Consider the following 22,908-nt stretch of genomic DNA (forward strand, 5'->3'; position numbering starts at 1 on the left):
ACAACATCCTGCAAGGACACCAACTCGCAAAAGCATAGACCGCAGAACCATACCCGTCCGCCCCACGCCGCTCGCCTCCCACATCAGGGGCCGCCAACGCCCCTTGATGTCGAATCTGGAAATGGCTCTCAGGCTCTACGAAGTCTGCGAAAGCTCACTCCACAGCGTACCAGCGCACCAGCCGCGGCGCGGCCCAGTCGGTGACGACGGATTCGATCAGCCACCGCCCCGGCGAGGTCGCCGCGAAGGCGATGCGCTGGGTCTGGCCGGGCTCGACCGCGAGCGTGTCGAGCCAATAGGGCTTCCAGCCGTCGTCGAGCTTGTCGAGCAGGCGGAAATGGTGGCCGTGCAGGTGAAACACGGTCGCGACAGGGCCGGGGTTCTTCAGGGCCAGAACGACGGTGCGGCCGGTCCTGGCGCGGAATGTCGGCGCGGAGGCGGTGGAGAAGTTCGCAGGCCGCACCCAGCCGGCCTCGGGCGCGCCAAGCGCGACATCGAACCGCAGGGCGCCTCGGAGGTCGAGCTTCTCGGGCAGGTCGTTGGAGGGGAGCGGCTGGGGCGGCGAGAGCGGCGCGCGCTCGAGCTTGCCGGAGACCTTGAGGCTTCCGACCTGGCGCGCCTCCTTGCCGTCATGGAGCAGGAAAGCGGCCGATGCGGCTGCATCCACAAAGGCATCGGCCCGTGCGCCGGGGGCCAGCACCAGGGCGCCGTTGCGGGCCGGGAACGGCTCGGCCGGCTGGCCGTCGAGGGCCATGACCTGAACCTCGTGATTCTCCAATTTGATTGCCAGAACAGAACGTTGCGAGCCGTTGATAAAGCGCAGCCGGAGCCGCTCGCCGGCCGTGGCTGAGAGTTCGAATGAAGTCTGCCCGTTGATTGTAGAGAGGCGGGTCGTGTCCTTGGGGTCGAGGCCTGGGGGAAGCGCGGTGCCGTCCGGCCGCAGGCGCCACTCCTCGATCAGCAGCACCTCGTCACGATCGACCGCGACCCGGTTGGTCTCCTCGGCAACGATCGGAAGCGGTCGCGCGGGCTGTTTCAGGCCGTCCTCGAACAGGCGGAAGTCAGCCAGCAGGGTTCCTGCGCTTGATATTGAAATAATTGATGTTTCGGTGGTTCCGGGGGCAGCGGGCGCGCGCCCCTGATAGGGGTCGGCCACGGCCGCGCCGTTGAGGCCGTACCAGGCGGGCGCCAGCGGCACAGGCAGGTCGTTGCGAAAGACCACTTCACAGCGGTCGCCACGCTTGAAGCGGACGCCTCTGGTGTGGCTTGCCGCGGCAAGCTCCCAGATTGGTGTCGCCGGCTGACCCGGTCTGAGAGCCAGCGTGGCCGGCCGCGCCTGAAGGAGGATCTGGGCGGTCACCAGCGGGCCGGCGCCGCCCGCCATCAAGCCGGCTGCAGTGGCTCCAAGGGAGGCTCCGAGCCCGGCCAAAACCTCTCGCCGATTGGGGTCGAGAATCCGCGTTTTCATGGGGCAAATCCGGACCATGACGCGCTGGATAAGTCCAGCCATCGTGCCTACTTGAAGCATGCCTCCAACCGGCCATTTTTTTGCTGCGAACAGTCAGGCACATGCTATAAGCCCGGCCGCCCGCGGCATCGCGGCCGGTCTTGATGCAAATTCACGCGGGCGTGGCGGAACTGGTAGACGCGCTGGATTTAGGTTCCAGTGACGAAAGTTGTGGGGGTTCGAGTCCCTCCGCCCGCACCAAGCGCTTTCAGCGTTTGCACGGATTACTGAGGGGCCTTGCTCCGCGCGGATGTTTTCCGCCTGGAGCCGGGCTCGATGAACCACCGGCGTTGAGGCGTTCGCCTCGCGTCGGATCGATTAATGACAGCGTCCCGACGCGCAACGTGCCGGGGCCGAGCGAAAAGAAGATTGGACGCCATGCAGGTCACAGAAACCCTCTCGGAAGGTTTGAAGCACGAGTTCAAGGTCAGCGTTCCCGCGTCTGATCTCGACGCCAAGGCCGGTGCCAAGCTCGTCGACCTCAAGGACAAGGTCCGCATCAACGGCTTCCGTCCCGGCAAGGTGCCGGTGGCGCACCTGAAGAAGGTCTATGGCCGCTCGGTGATGGCCGAGACCATCGACCAGACCATCCGCGACACCAACACGCAGCTGTTCTCCGAGCGCGGCTTCCGCCTTGCGACCGAGCCGAAGATCACCATGCCAAGCGAGCAGGCCGAGGTCGAGGAGCTGCTGAACGGCAAGACCGATCTGACCTACACCGTTGCCATCGAGGTGGTGCCGTCGATCGCGCTCGCCGATTTCAAGACCTTCCAGGTCGAGAAGCCGGTCGCCGACGTGTCCGACACCGACGTCGACGAGGCGATCAAGCGTATCGCCGACACCAACCGCGGCTATGCCGCGAAGGCCGACGGCGCCAAGGCCGAGTCGGGTGACCGCGTCACCATCAACTTCAAGGGCACCATCAACGGCGAAGCCTTCGAGGGCGGCGCCGGCGAGGGCATCCAGGTCGTGATCGGCTCCAACACCTTCATCCCCGGCTTCGAGGAGCAGCTGATCGGCATCGGCGCGAACGAGACGCGCACGCTGAAGGTGACGTTCCCGAAGAACTACATGAGCGAGAAGCTCGCCGGCCAGCCGGCCGAGTTCGAGACCACCGCGACGCTGATCGAGGCGCCGCAGGACGTCGCGATCGACGACGAGTTCGCCAAGACGCTCGGCCTCGAATCGCTCGACAAGCTGAAGGAAGCCGCGCGCGAGCGCCTGGCGGCCGAGTTCGCCGGCGCGACGCGCCAGCGCGTCAAGCGCGCGCTGCTCGACCGTCTCGACGAGGCCCATCGCTTCGAGGCTCCGCCCTCGCTCGTCGAGGAGGAGTTCAATCTGATGTGGAACTCGGTCAAGGCCGAGATGGACTCCGCAGGCAAGACCTTTGCCGACGAGGACACCACTGAGGACAAGGCCAAGGAAGAGTACCACAAGATCGCCGACCGCCGCGTGCGCCTCGGCCTCGTGCTCTCCGAGATCGGCGAGAAGAACAAGATCACCGTGACCGACGACGAGGTTGGTCGCGCCGTGATCGAGCGTGCGCGCCAGATGCCCGGCCGCGAGAAGGAGGTCTGGGACTTCTACCGCAACAACGCCCAGGCGCTCGCCCAGCTTCGCGCACCGATCTACGAGGACAAGGTCGTCGACTTCATCCTCGAGCTCGCCAACGTGACCGAGAAGAAGGTCTCGCGCGAGGACCTGTACAAGGACGACGAGGCGGAAAAGACCGCCGCCTGAAGGCGTTGAGAGAGCCTTCTATTAAGGATGATCAGCGATCCGGCCCGGCTAGCCATGTGGCTGGCTGGGCCTTTTTGCGAGAATCAGCTTCAACTCCCCGCTGGATTAAGCCTTAATTCGCTCCGCACTTGTCTGGCACGAATTGGGCTATATCTGTCGGTACGCCCTGTACCCGAGTTCCTCTACCAACAAGCCTTCTACGAACAAGTCCTGCATCACGGGACGTCCATCGCCCTCCGGCAAATCCAGCCCAACTGGCCAGCCAAGAGGCGCGGTGTCCACGTCCGAAAACCCTAGGTGACTCATGCGCGATCCGGTTGAAACCTACATGAACCTCGTGCCCATGGTGGTCGAGCAGACCAACCGTGGCGAGCGCGCCTACGACATTTTCTCGCGCCTGTTGAAAGAGCGCATCATCTTCGTGACCGGTCCGGTCGAGGACGGCATGTCGACGCTGATCGTCGCGCAGCTCTTGTTCCTCGAGGCGGAAAATCCGAAGAAGGAAATCTCGATGTACATCAACTCGCCGGGTGGCGTGGTGACGTCGGGCCTTGCGATCTACGACACCATGCAGTTCATCCGTCCGCCGGTCTCCACGCTCTGCACCGGCCAGGCTGCGTCGATGGGCTCGCTGCTGCTCTGCGCCGGCGAGAAGGACATGCGCTTCTCGCTGCCGAACGCGCGCATCATGGTCCACCAGCCCTCCGGCGGTTTCCAGGGCCAGGCCACCGACATCATGCTGCACGCCCAGGAAATCCTGAACCTGAAGAAGCGGCTCAACGAGATCTACGTGAAGCACACCGGCCAGACCTACAAGACGATCGAGGACGCGCTGGAACGCGACAAGTTCCTGACCGCCAACGACGCCAAGGAGTTCGGTCTGGTCGACAAGGTCATCGACAAGCGCTCCGAGGAGCCGGCGGCGGCGAAGGCCCCGTAGCACTACTGGTCTGTTACGGCGATACCTTTGGGATCGCCGTAACCATCAGGGCGGCGTTCACGTTTCGACCGCGCTTATGCGCAGAAGGACGTTGATTTGCGCCCTGCGACAGGCAGAAAGTTCCGCTTTCGTGCTTGTTTTTCGTGGCAATCCAGCAACGCCGGGGTGATTTCGATCACTTCGCCCGTGCCAAGACCGGAAATCACGGTATTGTCACGGGTAGCCGGCGACCCCCGATTAGCGAATTCTTGATAGTCGGGTGACAGCATGGTTGGCTACGATTGATCGGCTATGATCGCGGGAGAATCGAGTGACCGTGATTCGCACGGGATGTAACGCGTAGGGTCTTTTTTGGTACGGAATTTGCTCTATTTAAACTTCATGACGGCGACGTGCCGGAATGGAGCGATCGAGCGACACGATCGAACCGCGGACGGAGACATGAATGAGTAAGGTCGGCACGAGCGACTCCAAGAACACGCTATATTGCTCGTTCTGCGGCAAGAGCCAGCACGAAGTCCGCAAACTGATCGCGGGTCCCACGGTCTTCATTTGCGACGAGTGCGTCGAGCTCTGCATGGACATCATCCGCGAGGAGAACAAATCCTCGCTGGTCAAGTCGCGCGACGGGATTCCGACGCCGAAGGAAATCTGCAAGGTGCTGGACGATTACGTCATCGGCCAGAGCCATGCGAAGAAGGTCCTGTCGGTCGCGGTGCACAACCACTACAAGCGCCTCAACCATCAGACCAAGCACAACGACGTCGAGCTCGCGAAGTCGAACATCCTGCTGATCGGTCCGACCGGTTCGGGCAAGACGCTGCTTGCGCAGACGCTCGCCCGCATCCTGGACGTGCCCTTCACGATGGCCGACGCGACGACGCTGACCGAAGCCGGCTATGTCGGTGAGGACGTCGAGAACATCATCCTGAAGCTGCTGCAGGCTGCCGACTACAATGTCGAGCGCGCCCAGCGCGGCATCGTATACATCGACGAAATCGACAAGATCAGCCGCAAGTCCGACAATCCCTCGATCACGCGCGACGTGTCGGGTGAGGGCGTGCAGCAGGCGCTGCTGAAGATCATGGAAGGCACGGTGGCTTCGGTCCCGCCGCAGGGCGGCCGCAAGCATCCCCAGCAGGAGTTCCTGCAGGTGGATACCACCAACATCCTGTTCATCTGCGGCGGTGCGTTCGCCGGCCTCGAGAAAATCATCTCGGCGCGCGGGCGGTCGACCTCGATCGGTTTCGCGGCCCAGGTGATGGCGCCGGAGGATCGTCGTACCGGTGAGATCTTCCGTCACGTCGAGCCTGAGGACCTGCTGAAGTACGGCCTCATCCCCGAATTCGTCGGCCGTCTGCCCGTCGTGGCGACGCTGGAGGATCTGGACGAGACCTCGCTGAAGAAGATCCTGACCGAGCCGAAGAACGCGCTGGTGAAACAGTACCAGCGGCTGTTCGAGATGGAGAACATCGAGCTGACCTTCGCCGACGAGGCGCTTGGCGCGGTCGCCCGCAAGGCGATCGAGCGCAAGACCGGCGCGCGTGGCCTGCGTTCGATCCTCGAGGCGATCCTGCTCGAGACCATGTTCGACCTGCCGGGCCTGGAAGGTGTGGAAGAAGTCGTGATTTCGCGCGAAGTCGTGGAAGGCACGGCCCGTCCGCTCTACATCTACGCCGATCGGACCGATCGCGCCGTCGAGAATGCCAGCGCCTGATTTGCGGCGCTGCAACGCTCCAACCGTCTTTCATCGTGGCGGCTGCGGAATGATCTTCCGCAGCCGATGTTGCGTCGCTTATTTGCGTGCGTAAGCGCCTGATGGCGCGCGTCTTTCAATGACTTGACACCCCCCCGGTCGATAGCCACCTAATGTCGACGGCGAGCGAGAATTCTGTTCAAGATTCGCCTCTGTTCCGATCCGGCAAGCCCGGTCCAACCTACGAATGGTAGACCGGTTTGTTCGGATCACCTCGGCACCTTGTGGCGGTTGCGCATGAAGACGGCGGGCTGCGTGCAAGGGGGCAAAGCAAAAGGAAAAGGCCATGACTAATCCAAAACCCCGGCCAACCATCGTTCATGGCGAAACGCACGCCTATCCCGTGCTGCCGCTGCGCGACATCGTCGTCTTCCCGCACATGATCGTTCCGCTCTTCGTCGGTCGCGAGAAGTCGATCCGCGCGCTCGAAGAGGTGATGAAGAACGACGCGCTGATCATGCTCGCGACGCAGAAGAACGCGTCCGACGATGATCCGGCGCCCGATGCGATTTACGAGACCGGTACGCTTGCCAGCGTGCTGCAGCTCTTGAAGCTTCCCGACGGCACCGTGAAGGTGCTGGTCGAAGGGCTCGAGCGCGCGCGCGTGCAGAAGTACACCGATCGCGCTGACTATTACGAAGCGACCGCCGTTGCGCTCGCCGACACCGATGCGAAGTCGGTCGAGGCCGAGGCTCTGGCGCGCTCGGTCGTGTCCGACTTCGAGAGCTATGTGAAGCTCAACAAGAAGATCTCGGCCGAGGTCGTCGGCGTCGTACAGGCGATCACCGATTTCGCCAAGCTCGCCGACACCGTTGCCTCGCATCTCGCGGTCAAGATCGCCGATCGCCAGGGCATCCTGGAGACGCTGTCCGTCACCACGCGCCTGGAGAAGGTGCTGGGCCTGATGGAGAGCGAGATCTCGGTGCTGCAGGTCGAGAAGCGCATCCGCTCGCGCGTCAAGCGCCAGATGGAGAAGACCCAGCGCGAGTATTATCTCAACGAGCAGATGAAGGCGATCCAGAAGGAACTCGGCGACGACGACGGTCGCGACGAGCTCGCCGATCTCGAAGAGAAGATCTCCAAGACCAAGCTCTCCAAGGAAGCGCGCGAGAAGGCGCAGCATGAATTGAAGAAGCTGCGCCAGATGTCGCCGATGTCCGCGGAAGCGACCGTCGTGCGCAACTATCTGGATTGGCTGCTGTCGATCCCGTGGAACAAGAAGTCCAAGGTGAAGAAGGATCTGGAATCGGCGCAGGCCGTTCTGGACTCCGATCACTACGGGCTCGAGAAGGTCAAGGAACGCATCGTCGAGTACCTCGCGGTGCAGTCGCGCGCCAACAAGCTGACGGGCCCGATCCTGTGCCTCGTCGGTCCTCCCGGCGTCGGCAAGACCTCGCTCGGCAAATCGATCGCGAAGGCGACGGGGCGCGAGTTCGTGCGCGTGTCGCTCGGCGGCGTGCGCGACGAGGCCGAGATCCGCGGTCACCGCCGCACCTATATCGGCTCGATGCCCGGCAAGATCATCCAGTCGATGCGGAAGGCGAAGTCGTCCAATCCGCTGTTCCTGCTGGACGAGATCGACAAGATGGGCGCCGACTTCCGCGGCGATCCGTCCTCGGCCTTGCTCGAGGTCCTCGACCCCGAGCAGAACGGGACCTTCAACGACCACTATCTCGAGGTCGACTACGATCTGTCCAACGTGATGTTCATCACGACCGCGAATACGCTGAATATTCCAGGTCCCCTGATGGACCGCATGGAGATCATCCGGATCGCGGGCTACACCGAGAACGAGAAGGTCGAGATCGCGCGCAAGCATCTGATCCCGAACGCGGTGTCCAAGCACGGCCTGGACTCCAAGGAGTTCTCGATCGACGACGACGCGCTGCTGCTTCTGATCCGCCGCTACACCCGCGAAGCGGGCGTGCGTAATCTGGAGCGTGAGCTCTCCACACTCGCCCGCAAGGCGGTGAAGGAGCTGATGATCTCCAAGAAGAAGTCGGTCAAGGTCACCGAGAAGACTCTGGAAGAGCTGCTCGGCGTGCCGAAGTACCGCTTCGGCGAGATCGAGAGCGAGCCGCAGGTCGGCATCGTCACCGGCCTTGCCTGGACCGATGTCGGCGGCGAGCTGCTGACCATCGAAGGCGTCATGATGCCCGGCAAGGGCAAGATGACCGTCACGGGCAATCTGCGCGACGTGATGAAGGAGTCGATCTCGGCGGCGGCGTCCTACGTCCGCTCGCGGGCGATCAACTACGGCATCGAGCCGCCGATGTTCGACCGTCGCGACATCCACGTGCACGTGCCGGAAGGCGCGACGCCGAAGGATGGTCCGTCGGCGGGCGTCGCGATGGCCACCGCGATCATCTCGGTCATGACCGGCATCCCGGTCCGCCACGATGTCGCGATGACCGGCGAGATCACGCTGCGCGGCCGCGTGCTGCCGATCGGTGGTCTGAAGGAGAAGCTGCTGGCGGCTGCCCGCGGCGGCATCAAGACGGTGCTGATCCCCGAGGACAACGCCAAGGATCTCACGGAGATTTCCGATGCGATCAAGGGCGGCATGGAGATCATTCCGGTCTCCCGCCTCGACGACGTCGTCGCCAAGGCACTGGTCAAGAAGCCCGTGCCGATCGTCTGGGAAGAGGACACCAAGGTGACGGTGAAGCCGGATGGTGACGAAGCCGCCGGCGGCCTGACCGCTCACTGAGATCGCAATTCGAAAAGATGATAAAACGGCGCCTTCGGGCGCCGTTTTTGTTTCGGGGGCAGGGGACGCGGGCGATGCAGATCGACGGGCAATGCCATTGCGGGCAGATCACCTTCGAGGCCGAGGTCGATCCCGAGGCGGTGTCGGTGTGCCATTGCCGGGACTGCCAGGCGCTGACGGGATCGCCGTTCCGGGTGACGGCGATCTGCCGCGCCGCGGACGTCAAGCTCACTGGCGGTACGCCCAAGGTCTACGGCAAGCGCGGCGACAACGGCCGGATGCGCTTCCAGCACTTCTGTCCCGATTGCGGTTCCCCGCTGTTCACCAGCGGCGAGGGCGACCAGGCCGACGATTGGGGCATCCGCTGGGGCGCGATCCGCCAGCGCGACGCCCTGCGCCCCGTCAGGCAGATCTGGTGCCAGTCGGCGGCGGTGTGGATCGATGCGGTGCCGCTGCTGCCGGGCAGGCCGGGGGATTGATGTTCCGGACTTGCCCCTATGGGGCGGGTAGGGATAAAGAAGCGGCGAGGGGCGGTTAGCTCAGCTGGTTAGAGCATCTCGTTTACACCGAGAGGGTCCGCGGTTCGAATCCGTGACCGCCCACCAGCCTTTGCTCGCTTCGCGAGCTTCGGCTCGGCGAGCCAGCCTCACACGTCATTGGCGCGACGCGAGCGAAGGCTGCCGCGCCGAAGCCGATAGGCGAAGGCGGGCGATATCGAGCGACAGAGGCCTCTATGCAACAGCCCACCGGACACGAGCAAAACGCCGACCAGATCGCCTATTGGAACGGCCCGAGCGGCCAGCGCTGGGCCGATCGCCATTCGGCGCAGGAGAGCCTGCTCGGACCCATTGCCGACGTGCTGATCGACCGCGCCAGGCCGAAGCCGGGCGAGCGCGTCGTCGATGTCGGCTGTGGTTCTGGGGCGACGACGTTTGCGTTCGCGAAGGCGGTCGCGCCGAATGGTTTTGCGCTCGGCCTCGACGTCTCCGAGCCGATGCTGTCGCAGGCGCGCGCATTCGCGCCCAAGGGGTTGCCGCTCGATTTCGTGCTGGCGGATGCGACGGTGCATCCGTTCGAGCCGGCCAGCTTCGATCTGCTGGCGTCGCGTTTCGGCGTGATGTTCTTTGCCGACCCCATCGCCTCCTTCACCAATCTCCGCCGCGCGCTGAAGCCGACGGGGCGGCTCGCCTTCGCCTGCTGGCGCGAGCCGAAGGAAAACCCGTGGATGATGGCGCCGCTGATGGCGGTCTACAAGCACGTGCCGAAGATGCCGCCGGTCGGGGCGGAGGAGCCGGGCCCGTTCGCCTTCGCCTCGGAAGAGCGCGTGATGCGCATCCTGAAAGGTGCGGGCTTCGCGGACGTTGCGATGGAGCCGCATAATCTGCCGATGGACATCGCCATCGGCGGCGGCCTCGATGCTGCCGTCGACGGCTCGCTCCAGATCGGCCCCGCCAGCCGCGCGCTGCAGGGCCATCCGCCGGAGACGTACGCCGCCGCAAAAGCCTCGATCCGCGAGACGCTCGCGCCGTTCCTGAAGGGGCAGAGCGTGGCGCTGCAGGGCGCGATCTGGATCGTGACGGCGAAGGTGGGGTAGGCTGCGCTCTATCCCACCGTCATTGCGAGGAGCGAAGCGACGAAGCAATCCAGAGTCTTTCCGTTGAGGGATTCTGGATTGCTTCGCGGAGCCTGTCATCGGGCCGCGCTGCGCGCGGACCCGGTGGCTCGCAATGACGACGTAGAGGCAGACTGCCCCTCACACCACATCATCCGGCGCCAGAGTGCAGCCATTGTCCGGATGGGTCTCGACCTGGAGGGTGGTGTGGCCGATGCGGTAGGTCGTCTTCAGGAGCTGCGCCGTTTCCATCAGGAATGCGTCGGCAGTGCCGGCGGGCATGACAAGGTGGCAGGTCAGGGCCGTCTCGGTGGTCGAGATCGGCCAGACGTGGAGATCGTGGATCCCTGACACGCCCGGCCGCGCCAGCAGGAACGCCCTGATTGCGGCAAGGTCCGTCCCCTTGGGGGCGGCGGCCATCGACATGTCGATGGAGCCGCGCAGCAGGCTGGTGGTGCTCCAGAGGATGACGGCGCAGATCACGAGGCTCGTGACGGGATCGAGCCAGAGCCAGCCGGTCCAGATGATCAGCGCCGCCGAGATCACGACGCCGAGCGAGACCGCGGCATCGGCGGCCATGTGCAGGTACGCGCCTTCGATGTTGATGTCGTCCTTGCGTCCGCTCGCGAACAGCATGGCGGTGAAACCGTTGATGAGGATGCCGATGCCGGCCACCACCATCACGGTGACGCCTGCGACCGGCTCCGGCTCGCGCAGGCGCAAGATCGCTTCCCAGCCGATCGCGCCGGTTGCGACCAGCAGGAAGACCGCGTTCGCCAGCGCCGCCAGGATGGTGGAGGCGCGCAGGCCATAGGTGAAGCGGCCGCTCGGCGCGCGCCGCGCCGCGATCGATGCGCCCCAGGCGACGACGAGGCCGAGCACGTCGGACAGATTATGGCCGGCGTCCGCGAGCAGGGCGGTGGAGTTGCCGATATAGCCGTAGATCGCCTCGGCCACGACCAGCGCGGTGTTGAGGGTAATGCCGATCGCGAACGCCTTGCCGAAATTGGCGGGCGCGTGGACGTGTCCGGCACCATGATCATGCCCGTGGCCGGCATGATCATGGTGATGATGACCGTGATGGTCGTGGTTGCCCAAAACCTAGCGCTCCCCGGAAGCCGCCAAATCAGGCGCCATTGTAGGCGTTTCGTGTGCCACGTCACGGCGGAACAGCACGTAGAGCGCGGGCAGCACCAGCAGCGTCAGGATGGTCGAGGAGATGATGCCGCCGATCACCACGGTCGCGAGCGGCCGCTGCACCTCGGCGCCGGCGCCGGTGGCGAGCGCCATCGGCACGAAGCCGAGCGAGGCGACCAGCGCCGTCATCAGCACCGGACGCAGCCGCGTCAGTGCGCCCTCGCGCACGGCGTCGGCAACGGATCGCCCCTCGCTGCGCAGCCGCTCGATGAAGGCGATGATGACGAGGCCGTTGAGCACAGCGACGCCGGACAGCGCGATGAAGCCGACCCCGGCGCTGATCGACAGCGGAATGCCGCGCAGCAGCAGCGCCGCGACGCCGCCGGTCAGCGCCAGCGGCACGCCGGAGAAGACCAGCGCCGCGTCCGCCGCCGATCCCATGCCCATGAACAGCAGCAGGAACACCAGCAGCAGCGCCACCGGCACCACGATCGTCAGCCGCTTGGTGGCGGACACCAGCTGCTCGAACTGTCCGCCCCAGCCGATCCAGTAGCCCGGCGGCAGCTTGACCTTCTCGGCGACCGCCGCTTCGGCCTCGGCGACGAAGGAGCCGAGATCGCGTGCGCGGACGTTGGCGGTGACGACGATGCGCCGTTTGCCGTTCTCGCGGCTGATCTGGTTGGGGCCGGGCGTCGCATCGACGGTGGCGACCGACGACAACGGCACATAGCGCATCTGGGCGAGGGGAGAGCCGGAAAGGGCCGTCCGGATCGCCGCGCCGGATGTGGCTTCGTCGCTCGGCGGCAGCGGGATCGGGATGGCCTTGATGGCATCGAGATTGCCGCGCAGATGCTCCGGCAGGCGCACCACGATCTCGAAACGGCGGTCGCCCTCGAACAGTTTCCCGGCCGATTTACCGCCGATCGCCATCTCGACGATACCCTGCACCTCACTGACGCTGAGGCCGTAGCGGGCGAGTGCCTGGCGGTCGAGGCGGACGGTCAGGATCGGCAGGCCCGAGACCTGCTCGATCTTGACGTCGCTGGCGCCGCGGATGCCGCGGATCGCGGCCTCGACCTGCTTGGCCGCGCCTTGCAGGATGTCGAGATCGTCGCCGAAGATCTTGATGCCGACGTCGCTGCGCACGCCGGAGATCAGTTCGTTGACGCGCAGCTGGACCGGCTGGGAGATTTCATAGGCGCTGCCGGGAATGTCGTCGGCGGCCTTGTCGATCGCCTCGATCACCTCCGATTTCGGCTTGTCCGGGTCGGGCCACTCGGCGCGGGGCTTGAGCATGATGTAGCCGTCGGTCTGCGCCGGCGACATTGGATCGGTCGCGACCTCCGCTGTGCCGATGCGGGTGAAGAACTCCTTCACTTCCGGAACCTGCATGATGCGCTTTTCCAGCGCCTTCTGAAGGTCGAGCGACTGGGTCAGGCTGGTGCCGGGAATCCGGATCGAGGCCAGCGCGACATCGCCTTCGTCCAGGCTGGGGATGAACTCGCCACCCATGCGCGAGGCGGCGATGCCGCTCACAATGACGATGATTGCGGCCATGATGGCGACCGCGCCCCGGTTGTCGATCGCAAGGCGGAGCAGAGGCAGATAAGCGCGCTTCGCCCCCCGCATGAACAGGTTCTCGTGCTCGGAGACCTTGCCGGTGACGAAGATGGCGACGGCCGCCGGCACGAAGGTGATCGAGAACAGGGCGGCGGCGCCCAGCGCCATCAGCACGGTCAGCGCCATCGGCGTAAACATCTTGCCCTCGACGCCGGTCAGCGTCAGCACGGGAAGATAGACCACCGCGATGATCAGCGTTCCGAACAGGCTCGGCTTGATGACCTCGCTCGAGCCGTGCAGGATCGTGCGCAGCCGTTCGGACGTGGTGAGCAGCCTGCCTTTCTCGCGCTGGGCCTCGGCCAGCATGCGCAGGCAGTTCTCGACGATGATCACGGCACCGTCGACGATGATGCCGAAGTCGATCGCGCCGAGGCTCATCAGATTGGCGCTGACCTTGGTCTCGACCATGCCGGTGATCGTCATGGCCATCGACAGCGGAATGACGCAGGCGGTGACGAGGGCGGCGCGAATATTTCCGAGGATCAGGAACAGCACGGCCACGACCAGTGCCGCGCCTTCCAGCAGGTTGTTCTCGACCGTGCGGATGGTGGCCTCGACCAGGTGGGTGCGGTCGTAGACGGTGCGCGTCACGACGCCGTCGGGCAGCGATTTGGCGATCTCGTCGAGACGGGCTGCGACGCGGCGTGCCACCGCCCGGCTGTTCTCGCCGATCAGCAGCATGGCGGTGCCGAGCACCGTTTCCTCGCCGTCCCGTGTTGCCGCGCCTGTACGCAGGTCGCGGCCTTCGGTGACCGTTGCGACGTCCCTGATCCTGACCGGATTACCGCCGCGCGAGCCGATCACGATGTCCTGGATCTCGCTGATATTGCCGACCTGGCCCGGCGAGCGAACCAGATATTGCTCACCGTTGCGCTCGATATAGCCGGCGCCGACATTGGCGTTGTTGGCGGCGAGTGCCGTCATGACGTCACGAAAGCCGAGCCGGTAAGCCATCAGCTTGCCCGGGTCCGGCAGCACGTGGAATTGCCGCTCGAAGCCGCCGATGGTGTTGACCTCGATGACTCCAGGTACGTTGCGAAGCTGCGGCCGGATGATCCAGTCCTGCACGGTGCGCAAATCCGTCAGCGAATAGTCGTGGCCGCCTTGCGTCTTCGCCCCGGCCCTGGCCTCGACGGTGTACATGAAGATCTCGCCGAGGCCGGTCGAGACCGGCCCCATCGCGACCTCGACGCCGGCCGGAAGCTGGTCCTTCACCTGCTGGATGCGTTCGCCCACGAGCTGGCGGGCAAAATAGATGTCGGTGCCGTCCTTGAAGACGACCGTCACCTGGCTGAGGCCGTAGCGCGACAGTGAGCGGGTGTAGTCGAGCTTGGGGAGGCCCCCCATCGCGGTCTCGACGGGGAAGGTGATGCGCTGCTCGGTTTCGAGCGGCGAATAGCCGGGCGCGCGGGTGTTGATCTGGACCTGGACGTTGGTGATGTCAGGCACTGCGTCGATCGGAAGCCGCTGGAAATTCCAGACTCCGAATGCAACGGCGACGAGCCCGAGCAGGAGGACCAGCCAGCGCTGCTGCAGCGAGACGGCGATGAGGCGCTCAATCATGCTCGGCCTCGCCCTTGCCCATCTCTGCCTTCACGACAAAGCTGTTCTCCGCGACGTAATGCTCGCCGGCCGAAAGGCCGGCCTTGATCTCGACGTGGCGTGGATCGGAATCGCCGAGCTCGACCGGACGCGCCTCGATCTTGTCGCCGTCCTCGCGGACGAACACGATGGTCCTGTTCTCCAGCGTCTGGATCGCGCTTCGCCGCACCGCGACCGCGACGTTGCGCGCGGCGAGGATCAGCCGGGCCGTGACGAACAGGCCGGGACGAAGCCGGCCGTCGGGATTGGGCAGCACCACGCGGGCGAGCGCGGTCTGGGTCTCGCTCGAGCCGATCGGCGCCATGTAGGAGATCGTGCCCTTGATCTCGCCGCGGCCGTCGTCGGGGTCGATCAGCACCTCGTCGTTCAGGCGCACGCGCCGGAGGTCCTGCCGGTAGATCGACAGGTCGACCCAGATGGTCGAGAGGTCGGCGACGACGAAGGCGGGCTTCTGCTCGGAGGCGTATTCGCCGAGCGAGATCTGGCGCTCGATGATGGTGCCGGCGATCGGCGCCTTGAGCTCGTAGACCGTGAGGCTCTGGTTGCTCTCGATGGTGGCGAGCAGGTCGTCCTTGCCGACCTTGTCGCCGATGCGCTTCTGGATCGATTTGGCGAGCCCCGGAAAGCGGGGCGTCACCTGCACCACGGCTTCCTGGTTGGCGCGCAAAATGCCGTTGAAGGCGAGCGTATCGGTCAACGTCGCGCTCGCGGCCTCCGCCAGCGTCACGCCGGCGGCGGCGAGCTTGACGTCGGAGATGCGGATGCGATCGGCGCCGTGCTCGTCCTGTTCGACATGGTCGTTCGGCTTTTCGGGCTTCTTCTCCGCGGCATGCTCGGCCGGTGCGACCTTGACCGGTGCGAGCTGGGAATAGCCGTAAGCGCCGAGCGCGGCGGCGATGATGGCAACGAGAATGGTGGAGGACGTTTTCATCGTGCGCTCTCCCGGGCCAGCGCGAAGGGATTGCCGACGAGGCCTTCGATGGTGGCAACGCCGACGTGGAAGTTCTGCAGCGCCTCCTGCTCGCGCAGCCGCGCCTGGGTCACGCTCGCCTGGGCGTCGAGCACTTCGAGCAGGGAGAAGCGGCCCTGGCCGTAGCCCTGCGAGATCGCTTCTGAAGCTTCCGTCGCCTTGGGGATCGCGGTCTCGCGCAGCACCGCGAGCTCGCGCAGCGAACCTTGCACCGAGTCGTAGGCGCGGCCGGCGACCACGATCAGCGTGTTGCGGTTGGCCTCGCGCTCGGCCTTGGTCTTGGCGAGGCTTTCCTGCGCCGAGAGGATGTTGCCCTGGTTCTGGTCGAACACGGGGATCGGCACCGAGACGGAGAGGCGCACCGCGTCGTCATTGGTCTCATTGAAATGACGCCAGCCGGCGGCGATCCGCACGTCGGGATAGGGCCGCAGCCGCGCCATCAGCAGCTCGGCGTTGCGCTGGGCATAGACCGCGGTCCAGCGCACCAGCTGCGGATTGGCATCGATGGCGGCGACCACCGACTGAAAGGTCGGCGGCTTGACCATGCTGTCGAGCCGGCCGGAGACGTCGCCGAACTTTGCCGCGGAATCGCCCATCAGCACCGCAAGCTCGCGCCGGGCGCTGGCCAGCGTCGCCTTGAAGCGCTCGCGGTCCGCCTTCACCAGCGCGGAGGCGACCTCGGCGCGGCCGGTTTCGGCCGGCGAGGAGGCGCCGGCCTCGACGCGGCGGCGCAGCAGCGGCGTCAGGCGGTCGATCGCGGCGATCTGCTCGTCGAGGATCTGGATGCGCCGCTGCGCGCCGAGCACGCTGAGGAAGGCGATCGCGGTCTCCGACAGCACTTCCAGCCTGATCGCCTTGCGCTGGATCGCGGCGACCTCGATGCCGGCCGCGCCCGCGGCGATCCGCGCCTCGCGCTTGCCGAACAGCTCGAAGGCCTGGCTGATCTGGAGCGTGGTTTCGGCTGACTTCGTGCCGCGATAGGTGCCGGATCCGAACGAATTATCCTGCTCATAAGACAGTTCCGGATTGAGCAGGGCACCCGCCTGGATGCGCTGGCCGGTCGCGATGCCGACATCGCGCTCCGCCGCCGTCAGGCGCGGGCTCGCCGCCAGCGCGCGCGACAGCGCGGCGCGCATGGTCAGGGTCTGGGCGTGTGCGTGCTGCGTCAGCGAGGGGCTGACGACAATCGCCATCGCGCACGCGAAGCGCGCGGCAGTCCGTCTGCAAGACATGAAGGTGACCTGTGAACAATAGCATCGTGAGCGCGCAGGGCGCCCGGCAGATCAGTTCAGGTCAGGTGCTTGGGGGGCGGGGAGTCCGTATCCGGCGCAATGCCGATCAGCGCGGGCTCGCGCTGCGCGACCGGTGCGGCGACGATGTCGGCCGCAGCTTCGGATTGCAACGGCTGGATGACGGCGATCGAGAAACAGCCATGGCAATGATGGCCGCCGATTGCCTTGTGATCGCCATGGCCTGCGGAACCCTCGTCGAGGATCGAGGCGATCTCCGAGCCGCCGGAGGGGCTGGTGACGTCGATGTCATGCGCGCCGTGGAGCACGCCCGACAGCAGGTACATCGTTGCCACCAGCACAGCCACGAGCCCGCGCCAGTTGCGCAGGGAACGAATGTTGTGGAGGCTGCGAATCGACGTCACGAGGTCACTTGAGGCTTTCTGATCCGCCTCCGGTACCACGGCGGCCGGAACAGTGTCGACCCGCAATAATGTTACGTGTGGGGAACTCGATGTCGCACGGGTGAAATACGGAAAGGCCCCAGCCGGGGGCTGACCGGCTGAGGCCTTTTGTGCTCACAATCTTCATCCTTGGGACTTGAGCAGACAATTCGCGTCCTGCGGGTTCGTTCCGCAGGTGATGCAAAATTAGGAACGTTCGGAAGTCCCCTCATTAGCGTCCCGCGGCGTTGGCCGGGCGCAGCTTGGCCATTTCGCATCGACGCGAGAGAAGCGCTACGCCTTCTCCTCCCAGATCATCGCCAGATGCACGATGGTCTGCACCGCCTTTTCCATGTCCTGCCGGCTGACCCATTCGAGCCGCGAGTGGAAGGCGTGCTCGCCGGCGAAGATGTTGGGGCAGGGCAGGCCCATGAAGGACAGCCGCGAGCCGTCGGTGCCGCCGCGGATGGCGGTGCGCATCGGGCGCAGCCCGGCGCGGCGGATTGCCTCGATGGCGTATTCGAGGATATGCGGGTGACGGTCGATCACCTGCTTCATGTTGCGGTACTGCTCGCGCACCTCGAACTTGTAGGTCGAGCGCGGATAGTCCTTCATCACGTCCTTGACGATGCCCTCGAGCAGGTCCTCTTTCTCCTTCAGCCCTTCCTCGGTGAAGTCGCGCACGATGAAGGCGAGCGTTGCCTGCTCCAGTGCGCCCTCGATGCCGACCGGGTGCAGAAAGCCCTGCTTGCCCGAGGTGGTCTCGGGCGAGCAGCCCTCCTTCGGCAGGCGCTCGACGATCGCGGCCGCGATCTTGATCGCGTGCTCCATCTTGCCCTTGGCATAGCCGGGATGGGCGCTGACGCCGGTGATGGTGATGGTGGCGCCGTCCGCCGAGAAGGTCTCGTCCTCGACGCTGCCCGCGCTCTCGCCGTCCATGGTGTAGCCGAAATCGGCGCCAAGCTTCTTGATGTCGACATTGTCGACGCCGCGGCCGATCTCCTCGTCCGGCGTGAACAGGATCCTGATGGTGCCGTGCTTCACGTCGGGATTGTTGATGAAGAAATGCGCGGCATCCATGATCTCGGCGACGCCGGCCTTGTTGTCGGCGCCGAGAAGCGTGGTGCCGTCGGTGGTGATGATGTCGTTGCCGATCTGGTTCTTCAGCGCGGGATGCTCGGCGAAGCGGATGATCTGGCTGGTATCGCCGGGCAACGTGATGTCACCGCCGCGATAGTTCTTCACGATCTGCGGCTTGACGTCCTTGCCGGTGACGTCGGGCGAGGTGTCCATGTGCGAGCAGAAGCAGATCACCGGCACCTTCTTGGTCGTGTTGGCCGGGATCGTCGCATAGACATAGCCGTAATCGTCGAGATGGGCGTCCGCGACGCCCATGGCCTTGAGCTCGGTGACGAGCACGCGGCCGAGATCCTTCTGCTTCTCGGTCGAGGGAGAGGCCGGTGAGTTGGGATCCGACTGAGTGTCGATGGTGACGTAGCGCAGGAAGCGCTCGGTCACGGTGTGCGAAAAGGAGAGGGAGGACATTTCTGGTCAAACCGCCGCGTCTTTGGAGAAGCAACTCTCGGGGGATGCCAGCGGTATATCAGAAAAGCGGGCCTTGATGCGGCCGGAAGGACGCTGGATCAGGCTTAACGATCCGTAAGCCGCTAGATCGCCTCTTTCAGCTCCTTGACCGGGCGGAACGCCACCTTCTTGCTGGCCTTGATGTGAATCGCCTCGCCGGTGGCGGGATTGCGGCCGGTGCGGGCGGCGCGCTTGCGGACCTGGAGGATGCCGAGGCCCACGATACGGACGCGGTCGCCCTTCTTCAGGTGCTTGGTGATCAGGTCGACCATGTCGGTCAGGACCGCCTCGGCGTGCTTTTTCGACAGGTCCTGGCTCTCCGCGATGTCGGCGGCGAGGTGCTTGAGCGTGACGGTGGCGGGAGCGGCTGCCTTCTTCGCCGAATCCTTCTTAGCCAAATCCTTCTTAGCCATGTCTGGCCTCCTCGATTCCTGACGGTCACGGACGAGAGCCGGGAACCGCGCAAGTGACGGAAGGCGTAGACGATTCGGGACCGAACTGACTACGTCGCGGGGCGTGGAGGAGGTTATCCACGCACGCGATCGGGGTGGGACGGGAGTATTCCGGCTTTAGGTACCAACGTCCTTGACTTCGCATGGTCCGGCCTTTAATTCCCCCCTCGTTCCGCGCGGACACATACGCGTCACGCGGGAGTAGCTCAGTTGGTTAGAGCGCCGGCCTGTCACGCCGGAGGTCGCGGGTTCGAGCCCCGTCTCTCGCGCCATTTAATGGCCGAATATCAATCCCTTACCTGACACTCAGTTTTGGACCGTTCTGGCCCCTGTCCAAGGTATGCCGGCGACCTTGGACCTTTATGCAGATCTCGTTCGCATGCGGGCAGGCTGGTTACCCGGGGAAATTCCACCGGGTTCTCAAGATTGGGCGCCAAAGCGATGAATCGCAACCCATTTCCGGGTCGGGCCCGGCCGGAGCCGGCAAAGTGAGGAAGGAGCGGTAGGCGGTGCTGTTTATGCCGCTCCTGATAGCATTGCTTGGAAGGCTTTAGCCGTTCGCCCCGTTGCGGTGACGCCTTGCGGAAGCCAGGCCCTCCAGCTCGCGGCGAATGTTGTCCACGACGCTGGCCCAGTCGCCCCGCTTTGGCTGCCTGAACAGCTTCATCGACCGATACCATGGGGTGTCGTCGCGATCGAGCAGCCAGCGCCAATCCGGGTTGAGGGGCAGCATGGTCCAGACCGGAGCGCCGAGGGCGCCGGCGAGATGTGCGACGCTGGTGTCGACCGAGATCACCAGATCGAGACAGGAAATCAGCGCCGCCGTGTCGCTGAAATCCCCGAGCTGATCCGTGAGGTCGACGATATCAGGACGTTCGCCGAGGAAGGCGCGGTCCCAATCCCGGGCGCCCTTCTGCAAGCTGACGAACTGAGCATCGCAATCCAGCAGGGGAACGAGCGTCTGCAGGGCGATCGATCGATCGAGATCACTCTTGTGATGTGGATTGCCCGACCAGACGAGGCCGACGCGGAAGCGATCGTGGGCGCCAAGCCGGTCTTGCCACGCTTTCACGCGCGCCATTGGAGGCGCAGGAAGGTACGGCTCCGGGCTCGGGATCGTATCGAGCCGTGTCTTGAATGCGAGCGGTAGCGTTCCAAGAGGACAGTGAAGGTCGAACGGCAGCGACGCAGCAGAGGGGCGGTCGACACAAATTGTAACGCCGGGCACCCCGGCCAGCAGCGGCCGGATCTGAGGCTGGACCTCGAGGATGACGCGCGCTCCGAGCGCAGCCACCATGGTGGCATAGCGCGCAAACTGAATTGCGTCACCGAATCCCTCGTCGGCATGAAGCAATACGGTCTTGCCTTCGATCGGCTGGTCACCAAGCCAGAGAGACTGGGAAAAGCCCCGATTGAGGAAGCCGGTGGGAAATTTCCAGCGTGCCTCGCGCCCAAGCCAGCCTTGCTCGAAGTCGCCGGTCAGCAGCTGAAGTGTCGCCAGGTTGTAGGTCGCCACCGCATTGTCCGGGTCGATCGTCAGCGCTCTGCGATAGGTCGCGAAAGCTTCATCCACCAATTGCAGATTCAGCAGGATCAATGCCTTGTTGGAAAGCGCCGCCGAAAAAGCCGGTTGAAGTTCGAGCGCGCGATCGAAACACACCAATGCCAGGTCCAATCGGCCGAGTTTTGCGTGAAGCGCGCCAAGCTTGTTGTGCGTGTCCGCCAGGCCGGAGTCGAGCGCGATGGACGTCTCGTACGCCGCCTCCGCTTCCTCGAACCGGCTGAGCACCTGGAGGCAGTCGCCGCGAATTTGATGCAGGTCTGCGGAATTTGCGTTCAGTTTCGCGGCTGAGTCCAGGCATGCGAGGGCTTGCGTATGCCGTCCGAGATCGAACAACAGTTTTCCGCAGCTGTTCGCCGCCTCCACATATTGCGGATACAGCTGTAACGCCCGCTGGAAGTGCAGCACAGCCTCGTCCATGCGCCAGTGTTGCCAGTGCATGTGGCCGAGGTAGTTCGAGACGACTGCATCATGTGGCCTGGTGGCCGGGGCCTTGCTCTGGAGTTGCCGTGCTCCCGACCGCCATTCGGACACCAGCCCATCGAGCTCGCCGCGGACGCGTTCCACGACACTGGCCCAGTCGGCGCGCTTCGGCTGCCTGAACAGCCTCATCGATTGATACCACGGGCTGTCGTCACGGCCGAGCAGCCAGCGCCAATCCGGGTTGAAGGGCAGCATCGTCCAGACCGGCGCGCCCATCGCGCCGGCGAGATGCGCGACGCTGGTGTCGACCGAGATCACCAGATCGAGACAGGCAACGAGTGCCGCCGTGTCGCTGAAATTATCAAGCTGTTCCGTGAGGTCGACGATATCGGGGTGTTCGCCGAGAAAGGTCTTGTCCTGGTCCCGGATGTCTTTTTGCAAGGAGACGAGCTGGACGTCGCAATCGAGCAGCGGCGCAAGCGTCTGCAGCGCGATCGATCGGTTGTGGTCGTTGTTGTGAGCCGGATTCCCCGCCCAGACGAGGCCGACGCGGAAGCGATCGTGAGGGCCAAGCCGGTCCTCCCACGCCTTCACCCGCGCCGCCGGGGGCTCGGGCAGGTACCGTTCCGCGAACGGGATCGTGTAGAGGCGCGTTCCGAACGCCAGCGGCAGGCTTCCAAGTGGACAGTGCAGGTCGAACGCCGGCGACGCCGCAGACGACCGGTCGACGCATGCTGCGACCCCGGGGATGCCGTCCAGAAGCTGCTGGATCGACGGCGGCACCTCCAGGATGACCTTCGCCCCGAGCGCCGCCACCAGGGTCGCATAGCGCGCGAACTGGATCGAGTCGCCCAATCCCTCGTCGGCATGAAGCAGGATGGTCTTGCCTTCGATCGGCTGGTCGCCCAGCCAGAGGGCTTGCGAAAAGCCGCGATCGACGAGGCCGAGCGACGCCCTCCAGCGGGCCTCGCGGCCAAGCCAGCCTCGCTCGAAATCTCCGGTCAGCATCTGGAGCAGCGAAAGATTCCAGATCGTGTGCGCACTGCGCGGATCGGCCGCCAGCGATGCCTGGAAGGCCGCGAAAGCCTCGTCCAGTAATTGCATGCTCCACAACGCCCGGGCCCTTTCGGTCAGTGCTGCGGAAAAATTGGGACGAAGCGCGAGCGCGCGATCGATGCACGCAAGGGCCTGCTCCATTCGCCCCAATCTCGAATGAAGCGTGCCGAGGTTCTTGTGCGTCTCGGCGTCGAGGGGCGCCAGCGCGATGGACCTCTCGAAGTCGGCCTGCGCGTCCTCGAACCGGCCCAGGCGCTGCAGACAGAGGCCGCGCGTTTGATAGAGCGGCGCGATGCCGGGATTATGCCTCTCGAACAGGTCGAAATAGTCCAGCGCTTCGGCATAGCGGCCGAGATCGAACAGCGCCTTGCCCTGCTTCAAGGCCTCGAAATGTTGCGGCAGACCCTGAGCTGCGACCTGTTTGATTTGTTGGGCCGCAGCCCCGCGCTCGTGACGATTCATGAGTTGACCAGAAGGAGATTGCGCAAAATTGCTGACCGATTCTCAGTCACGCGAAGGCGGCGTCAGTTGCATTGGCCATATCGTTCCGCGGGGTCGCGGTCAGC

General features: G+C 64.8%; 15 protein-coding genes and 3 tRNA genes. 9 read left to right on the plus strand and 9 right to left on the minus strand.

Annotated features, from left to right (window positions below; all coding sequences use genetic code 11):
- Positions 1-154: 154 nt before the first annotated feature.
- Positions 155-1,468: a multicopper oxidase family protein gene (locus tag VGR99_RS15250; protein ID WP_326899310.1), complete on the minus strand. Its 1,314-nt coding sequence runs from the start codon at positions 1,466-1,468 to the stop codon at positions 155-157.
- A 155-nt stretch (positions 1,469-1,623) separates the two neighbouring features.
- Here VGR99_RS15250 and VGR99_RS15255 point away from each other — a divergent pair.
- From VGR99_RS15255 to VGR99_RS15290, 8 genes are all read left to right on the plus strand, one after another.
- Positions 1,624-1,708 (plus strand) — tRNA-Leu (locus tag VGR99_RS15255).
- 177 nt (positions 1,709-1,885) lie between these two features.
- Complete coding sequence (gene tig / locus VGR99_RS15260) at positions 1,886-3,247, plus strand: trigger factor (protein WP_326899311.1); 1,362 nt, start codon at positions 1,886-1,888, stop codon at positions 3,245-3,247.
- Positions 3,248-3,551: 304 nt separating this feature from the next.
- Positions 3,552-4,187 carry an ATP-dependent Clp protease proteolytic subunit gene (locus tag VGR99_RS15265; protein WP_326899312.1) on the plus strand — a complete coding sequence of 212 codons (636 nt, stop codon included), beginning with the start codon at positions 3,552-3,554 and terminating at the stop codon, positions 4,185-4,187.
- A 445-nt stretch (positions 4,188-4,632) separates the two neighbouring features.
- Positions 4,633-5,904, plus strand: coding sequence for an ATP-dependent Clp protease ATP-binding subunit ClpX (clpX, locus tag VGR99_RS15270; protein WP_018642420.1), 1,272 nt, complete (start codon positions 4,633-4,635; stop codon positions 5,902-5,904).
- 325 nt (positions 5,905-6,229) lie between these two features.
- Positions 6,230-8,653, plus strand: coding sequence for an endopeptidase La (gene lon / locus VGR99_RS15275; protein WP_326899313.1), 2,424 nt, complete (start codon positions 6,230-6,232; stop codon positions 8,651-8,653).
- 74 nt (positions 8,654-8,727) lie between these two features.
- Complete coding sequence (locus VGR99_RS15280) at positions 8,728-9,132, plus strand: GFA family protein (RefSeq protein WP_326899314.1); 405 nt, start codon at positions 8,728-8,730, stop codon at positions 9,130-9,132.
- Positions 9,133-9,181: 49 nt separating this feature from the next.
- A tRNA-Val gene (locus tag VGR99_RS15285) sits at positions 9,182-9,258 on the plus strand.
- A gap of 128 nt (positions 9,259-9,386) precedes the next feature.
- On the plus strand, positions 9,387-10,247 hold the full coding sequence (locus VGR99_RS15290; protein WP_326899315.1) for a class I SAM-dependent methyltransferase: 861 nt from the start codon (positions 9,387-9,389) through the stop codon (positions 10,245-10,247).
- Between the two features lie 159 nt (positions 10,248-10,406).
- Here VGR99_RS15290 and VGR99_RS15295 read toward each other — a convergent pair whose 3' ends face one another.
- The 7 genes from VGR99_RS15295 to VGR99_RS15325 all read right to left on the minus strand — a co-directional run bounded on the left by VGR99_RS15295 (position 10,407) and on the right by VGR99_RS15325 (position 19,263).
- Positions 10,407-11,363 carry a cation diffusion facilitator family transporter gene (locus VGR99_RS15295; RefSeq protein ID WP_326899316.1) on the minus strand — a complete coding sequence of 319 codons (957 nt, stop codon included), beginning with the start codon at positions 11,361-11,363 and terminating at the stop codon, positions 10,407-10,409.
- Between the two features lie 3 nt (positions 11,364-11,366).
- Entirely contained in the window at positions 11,367-14,585 is a 3,219-nt protein-coding gene (locus VGR99_RS15300) for a CusA/CzcA family heavy metal efflux RND transporter (RefSeq protein ID WP_326899317.1), read from the minus strand.
- On the minus strand, positions 14,578-15,555 hold the full coding sequence (ihpB, locus tag VGR99_RS15305; protein WP_326899318.1) for a divalent metal ion exporter adaptor subunit IhpB: 978 nt from the start codon (positions 15,553-15,555) through the stop codon (positions 14,578-14,580). The genes VGR99_RS15300 and ihpB overlap by 8 nt, the downstream gene beginning before the upstream one ends.
- Entirely contained in the window at positions 15,552-16,826 is a 1,275-nt protein-coding gene (gene ihpA, locus VGR99_RS15310; protein WP_326899319.1) for a divalent metal ion exporter subunit IhpA, read from the minus strand. Before ihpA ends, ihpB begins: the two co-directional genes overlap by 4 nt.
- 56 nt (positions 16,827-16,882) lie before the next feature.
- The gene (locus VGR99_RS15315; protein ID WP_326899497.1) at positions 16,883-17,170 is read right to left on the minus strand and encodes a hypothetical protein; all 288 of its coding nucleotides are present in this window, start codon (positions 17,168-17,170) and stop codon (positions 16,883-16,885) included.
- Between the two features lie 390 nt (positions 17,171-17,560).
- Positions 17,561-18,811: a peptidase T gene (gene pepT / locus VGR99_RS15320; RefSeq protein ID WP_326899320.1), complete on the minus strand. Its 1,251-nt coding sequence runs from the start codon at positions 18,809-18,811 to the stop codon at positions 17,561-17,563.
- A gap of 122 nt (positions 18,812-18,933) precedes the next feature.
- Entirely contained in the window at positions 18,934-19,263 is a 330-nt protein-coding gene (locus VGR99_RS15325; protein ID WP_326899321.1) for an HU family DNA-binding protein, read from the minus strand.
- A gap of 234 nt (positions 19,264-19,497) precedes the next feature.
- On the opposite strand from VGR99_RS15325, the gene VGR99_RS15330 reads away from it, so the two are divergent.
- Positions 19,498-19,574 (plus strand) — tRNA-Asp (locus tag VGR99_RS15330).
- A 278-nt stretch (positions 19,575-19,852) separates the two neighbouring features.
- Here the strand turns inward: VGR99_RS15330 and VGR99_RS15335 are convergent.
- On the minus strand, positions 19,853-22,804 hold the full coding sequence (locus VGR99_RS15335) for a tetratricopeptide repeat protein (protein ID WP_326899322.1): 2,952 nt from the start codon (positions 22,802-22,804) through the stop codon (positions 19,853-19,855).
- Positions 22,805-22,908 lie beyond the last annotated feature (104 nt).

Origin of the sequence: Bradyrhizobium sp. (genome assembly GCF_035935975.1) — a bacterium.
GTDB lineage: Bacteria > Pseudomonadota > Alphaproteobacteria > Rhizobiales > Xanthobacteraceae > Bradyrhizobium.

Bases quoted from the DNA above. Each gene is read 5' to 3' on its own strand.
- VGR99_RS15250 (WP_326899310.1), bottom strand. From the start codon at position 1,468: ATGAAAACGCGGATTCTCGACCCCAATCGGCGAGAGGTTTTGGCCGGG.
- tig (WP_326899311.1), top strand. From the start codon at position 1,886: ATGCAGGTCACAGAAACCCTCTCGGAAGGTTTGAAGCACGAGTTCAAG.
- VGR99_RS15265 (WP_326899312.1), top strand. From the start codon at position 3,552: ATGCGCGATCCGGTTGAAACCTACATGAACCTCGTGCCCATGGTGGTC.
- clpX (WP_018642420.1), top strand. From the start codon at position 4,633: ATGAGTAAGGTCGGCACGAGCGACTCCAAGAACACGCTATATTGCTCG.
- lon (WP_326899313.1), top strand. From the start codon at position 6,230: ATGACTAATCCAAAACCCCGGCCAACCATCGTTCATGGCGAAACGCAC.
- VGR99_RS15280 (WP_326899314.1), top strand. From the start codon at position 8,728: ATGCAGATCGACGGGCAATGCCATTGCGGGCAGATCACCTTCGAGGCC.
- VGR99_RS15290 (WP_326899315.1), top strand. From the start codon at position 9,387: ATGCAACAGCCCACCGGACACGAGCAAAACGCCGACCAGATCGCCTAT.
- VGR99_RS15300 (WP_326899317.1), bottom strand. From the start codon at position 14,585: ATGATTGAGCGCCTCATCGCCGTCTCGCTGCAGCAGCGCTGGCTGGTC.
- ihpB (WP_326899318.1), bottom strand. From the start codon at position 15,555: ATGAAAACGTCCTCCACCATTCTCGTTGCCATCATCGCCGCCGCGCTC.
- ihpA (WP_326899319.1), bottom strand. From the start codon at position 16,826: ATGTCTTGCAGACGGACTGCCGCGCGCTTCGCGTGCGCGATGGCGATT.
- VGR99_RS15315 (WP_326899497.1), bottom strand. From the start codon at position 17,170: ATGTACCTGCTGTCGGGCGTGCTCCACGGCGCGCATGACATCGACGTC.
- pepT (WP_326899320.1), bottom strand. From the start codon at position 18,811: ATGTCCTCCCTCTCCTTTTCGCACACCGTGACCGAGCGCTTCCTGCGC.
- VGR99_RS15325 (WP_326899321.1), bottom strand. From the start codon at position 19,263: ATGGCTAAGAAGGATTTGGCTAAGAAGGATTCGGCGAAGAAGGCAGCC.
- VGR99_RS15335 (WP_326899322.1), bottom strand. From the start codon at position 22,804: ATGAATCGTCACGAGCGCGGGGCTGCGGCCCAACAAATCAAACAGGTC.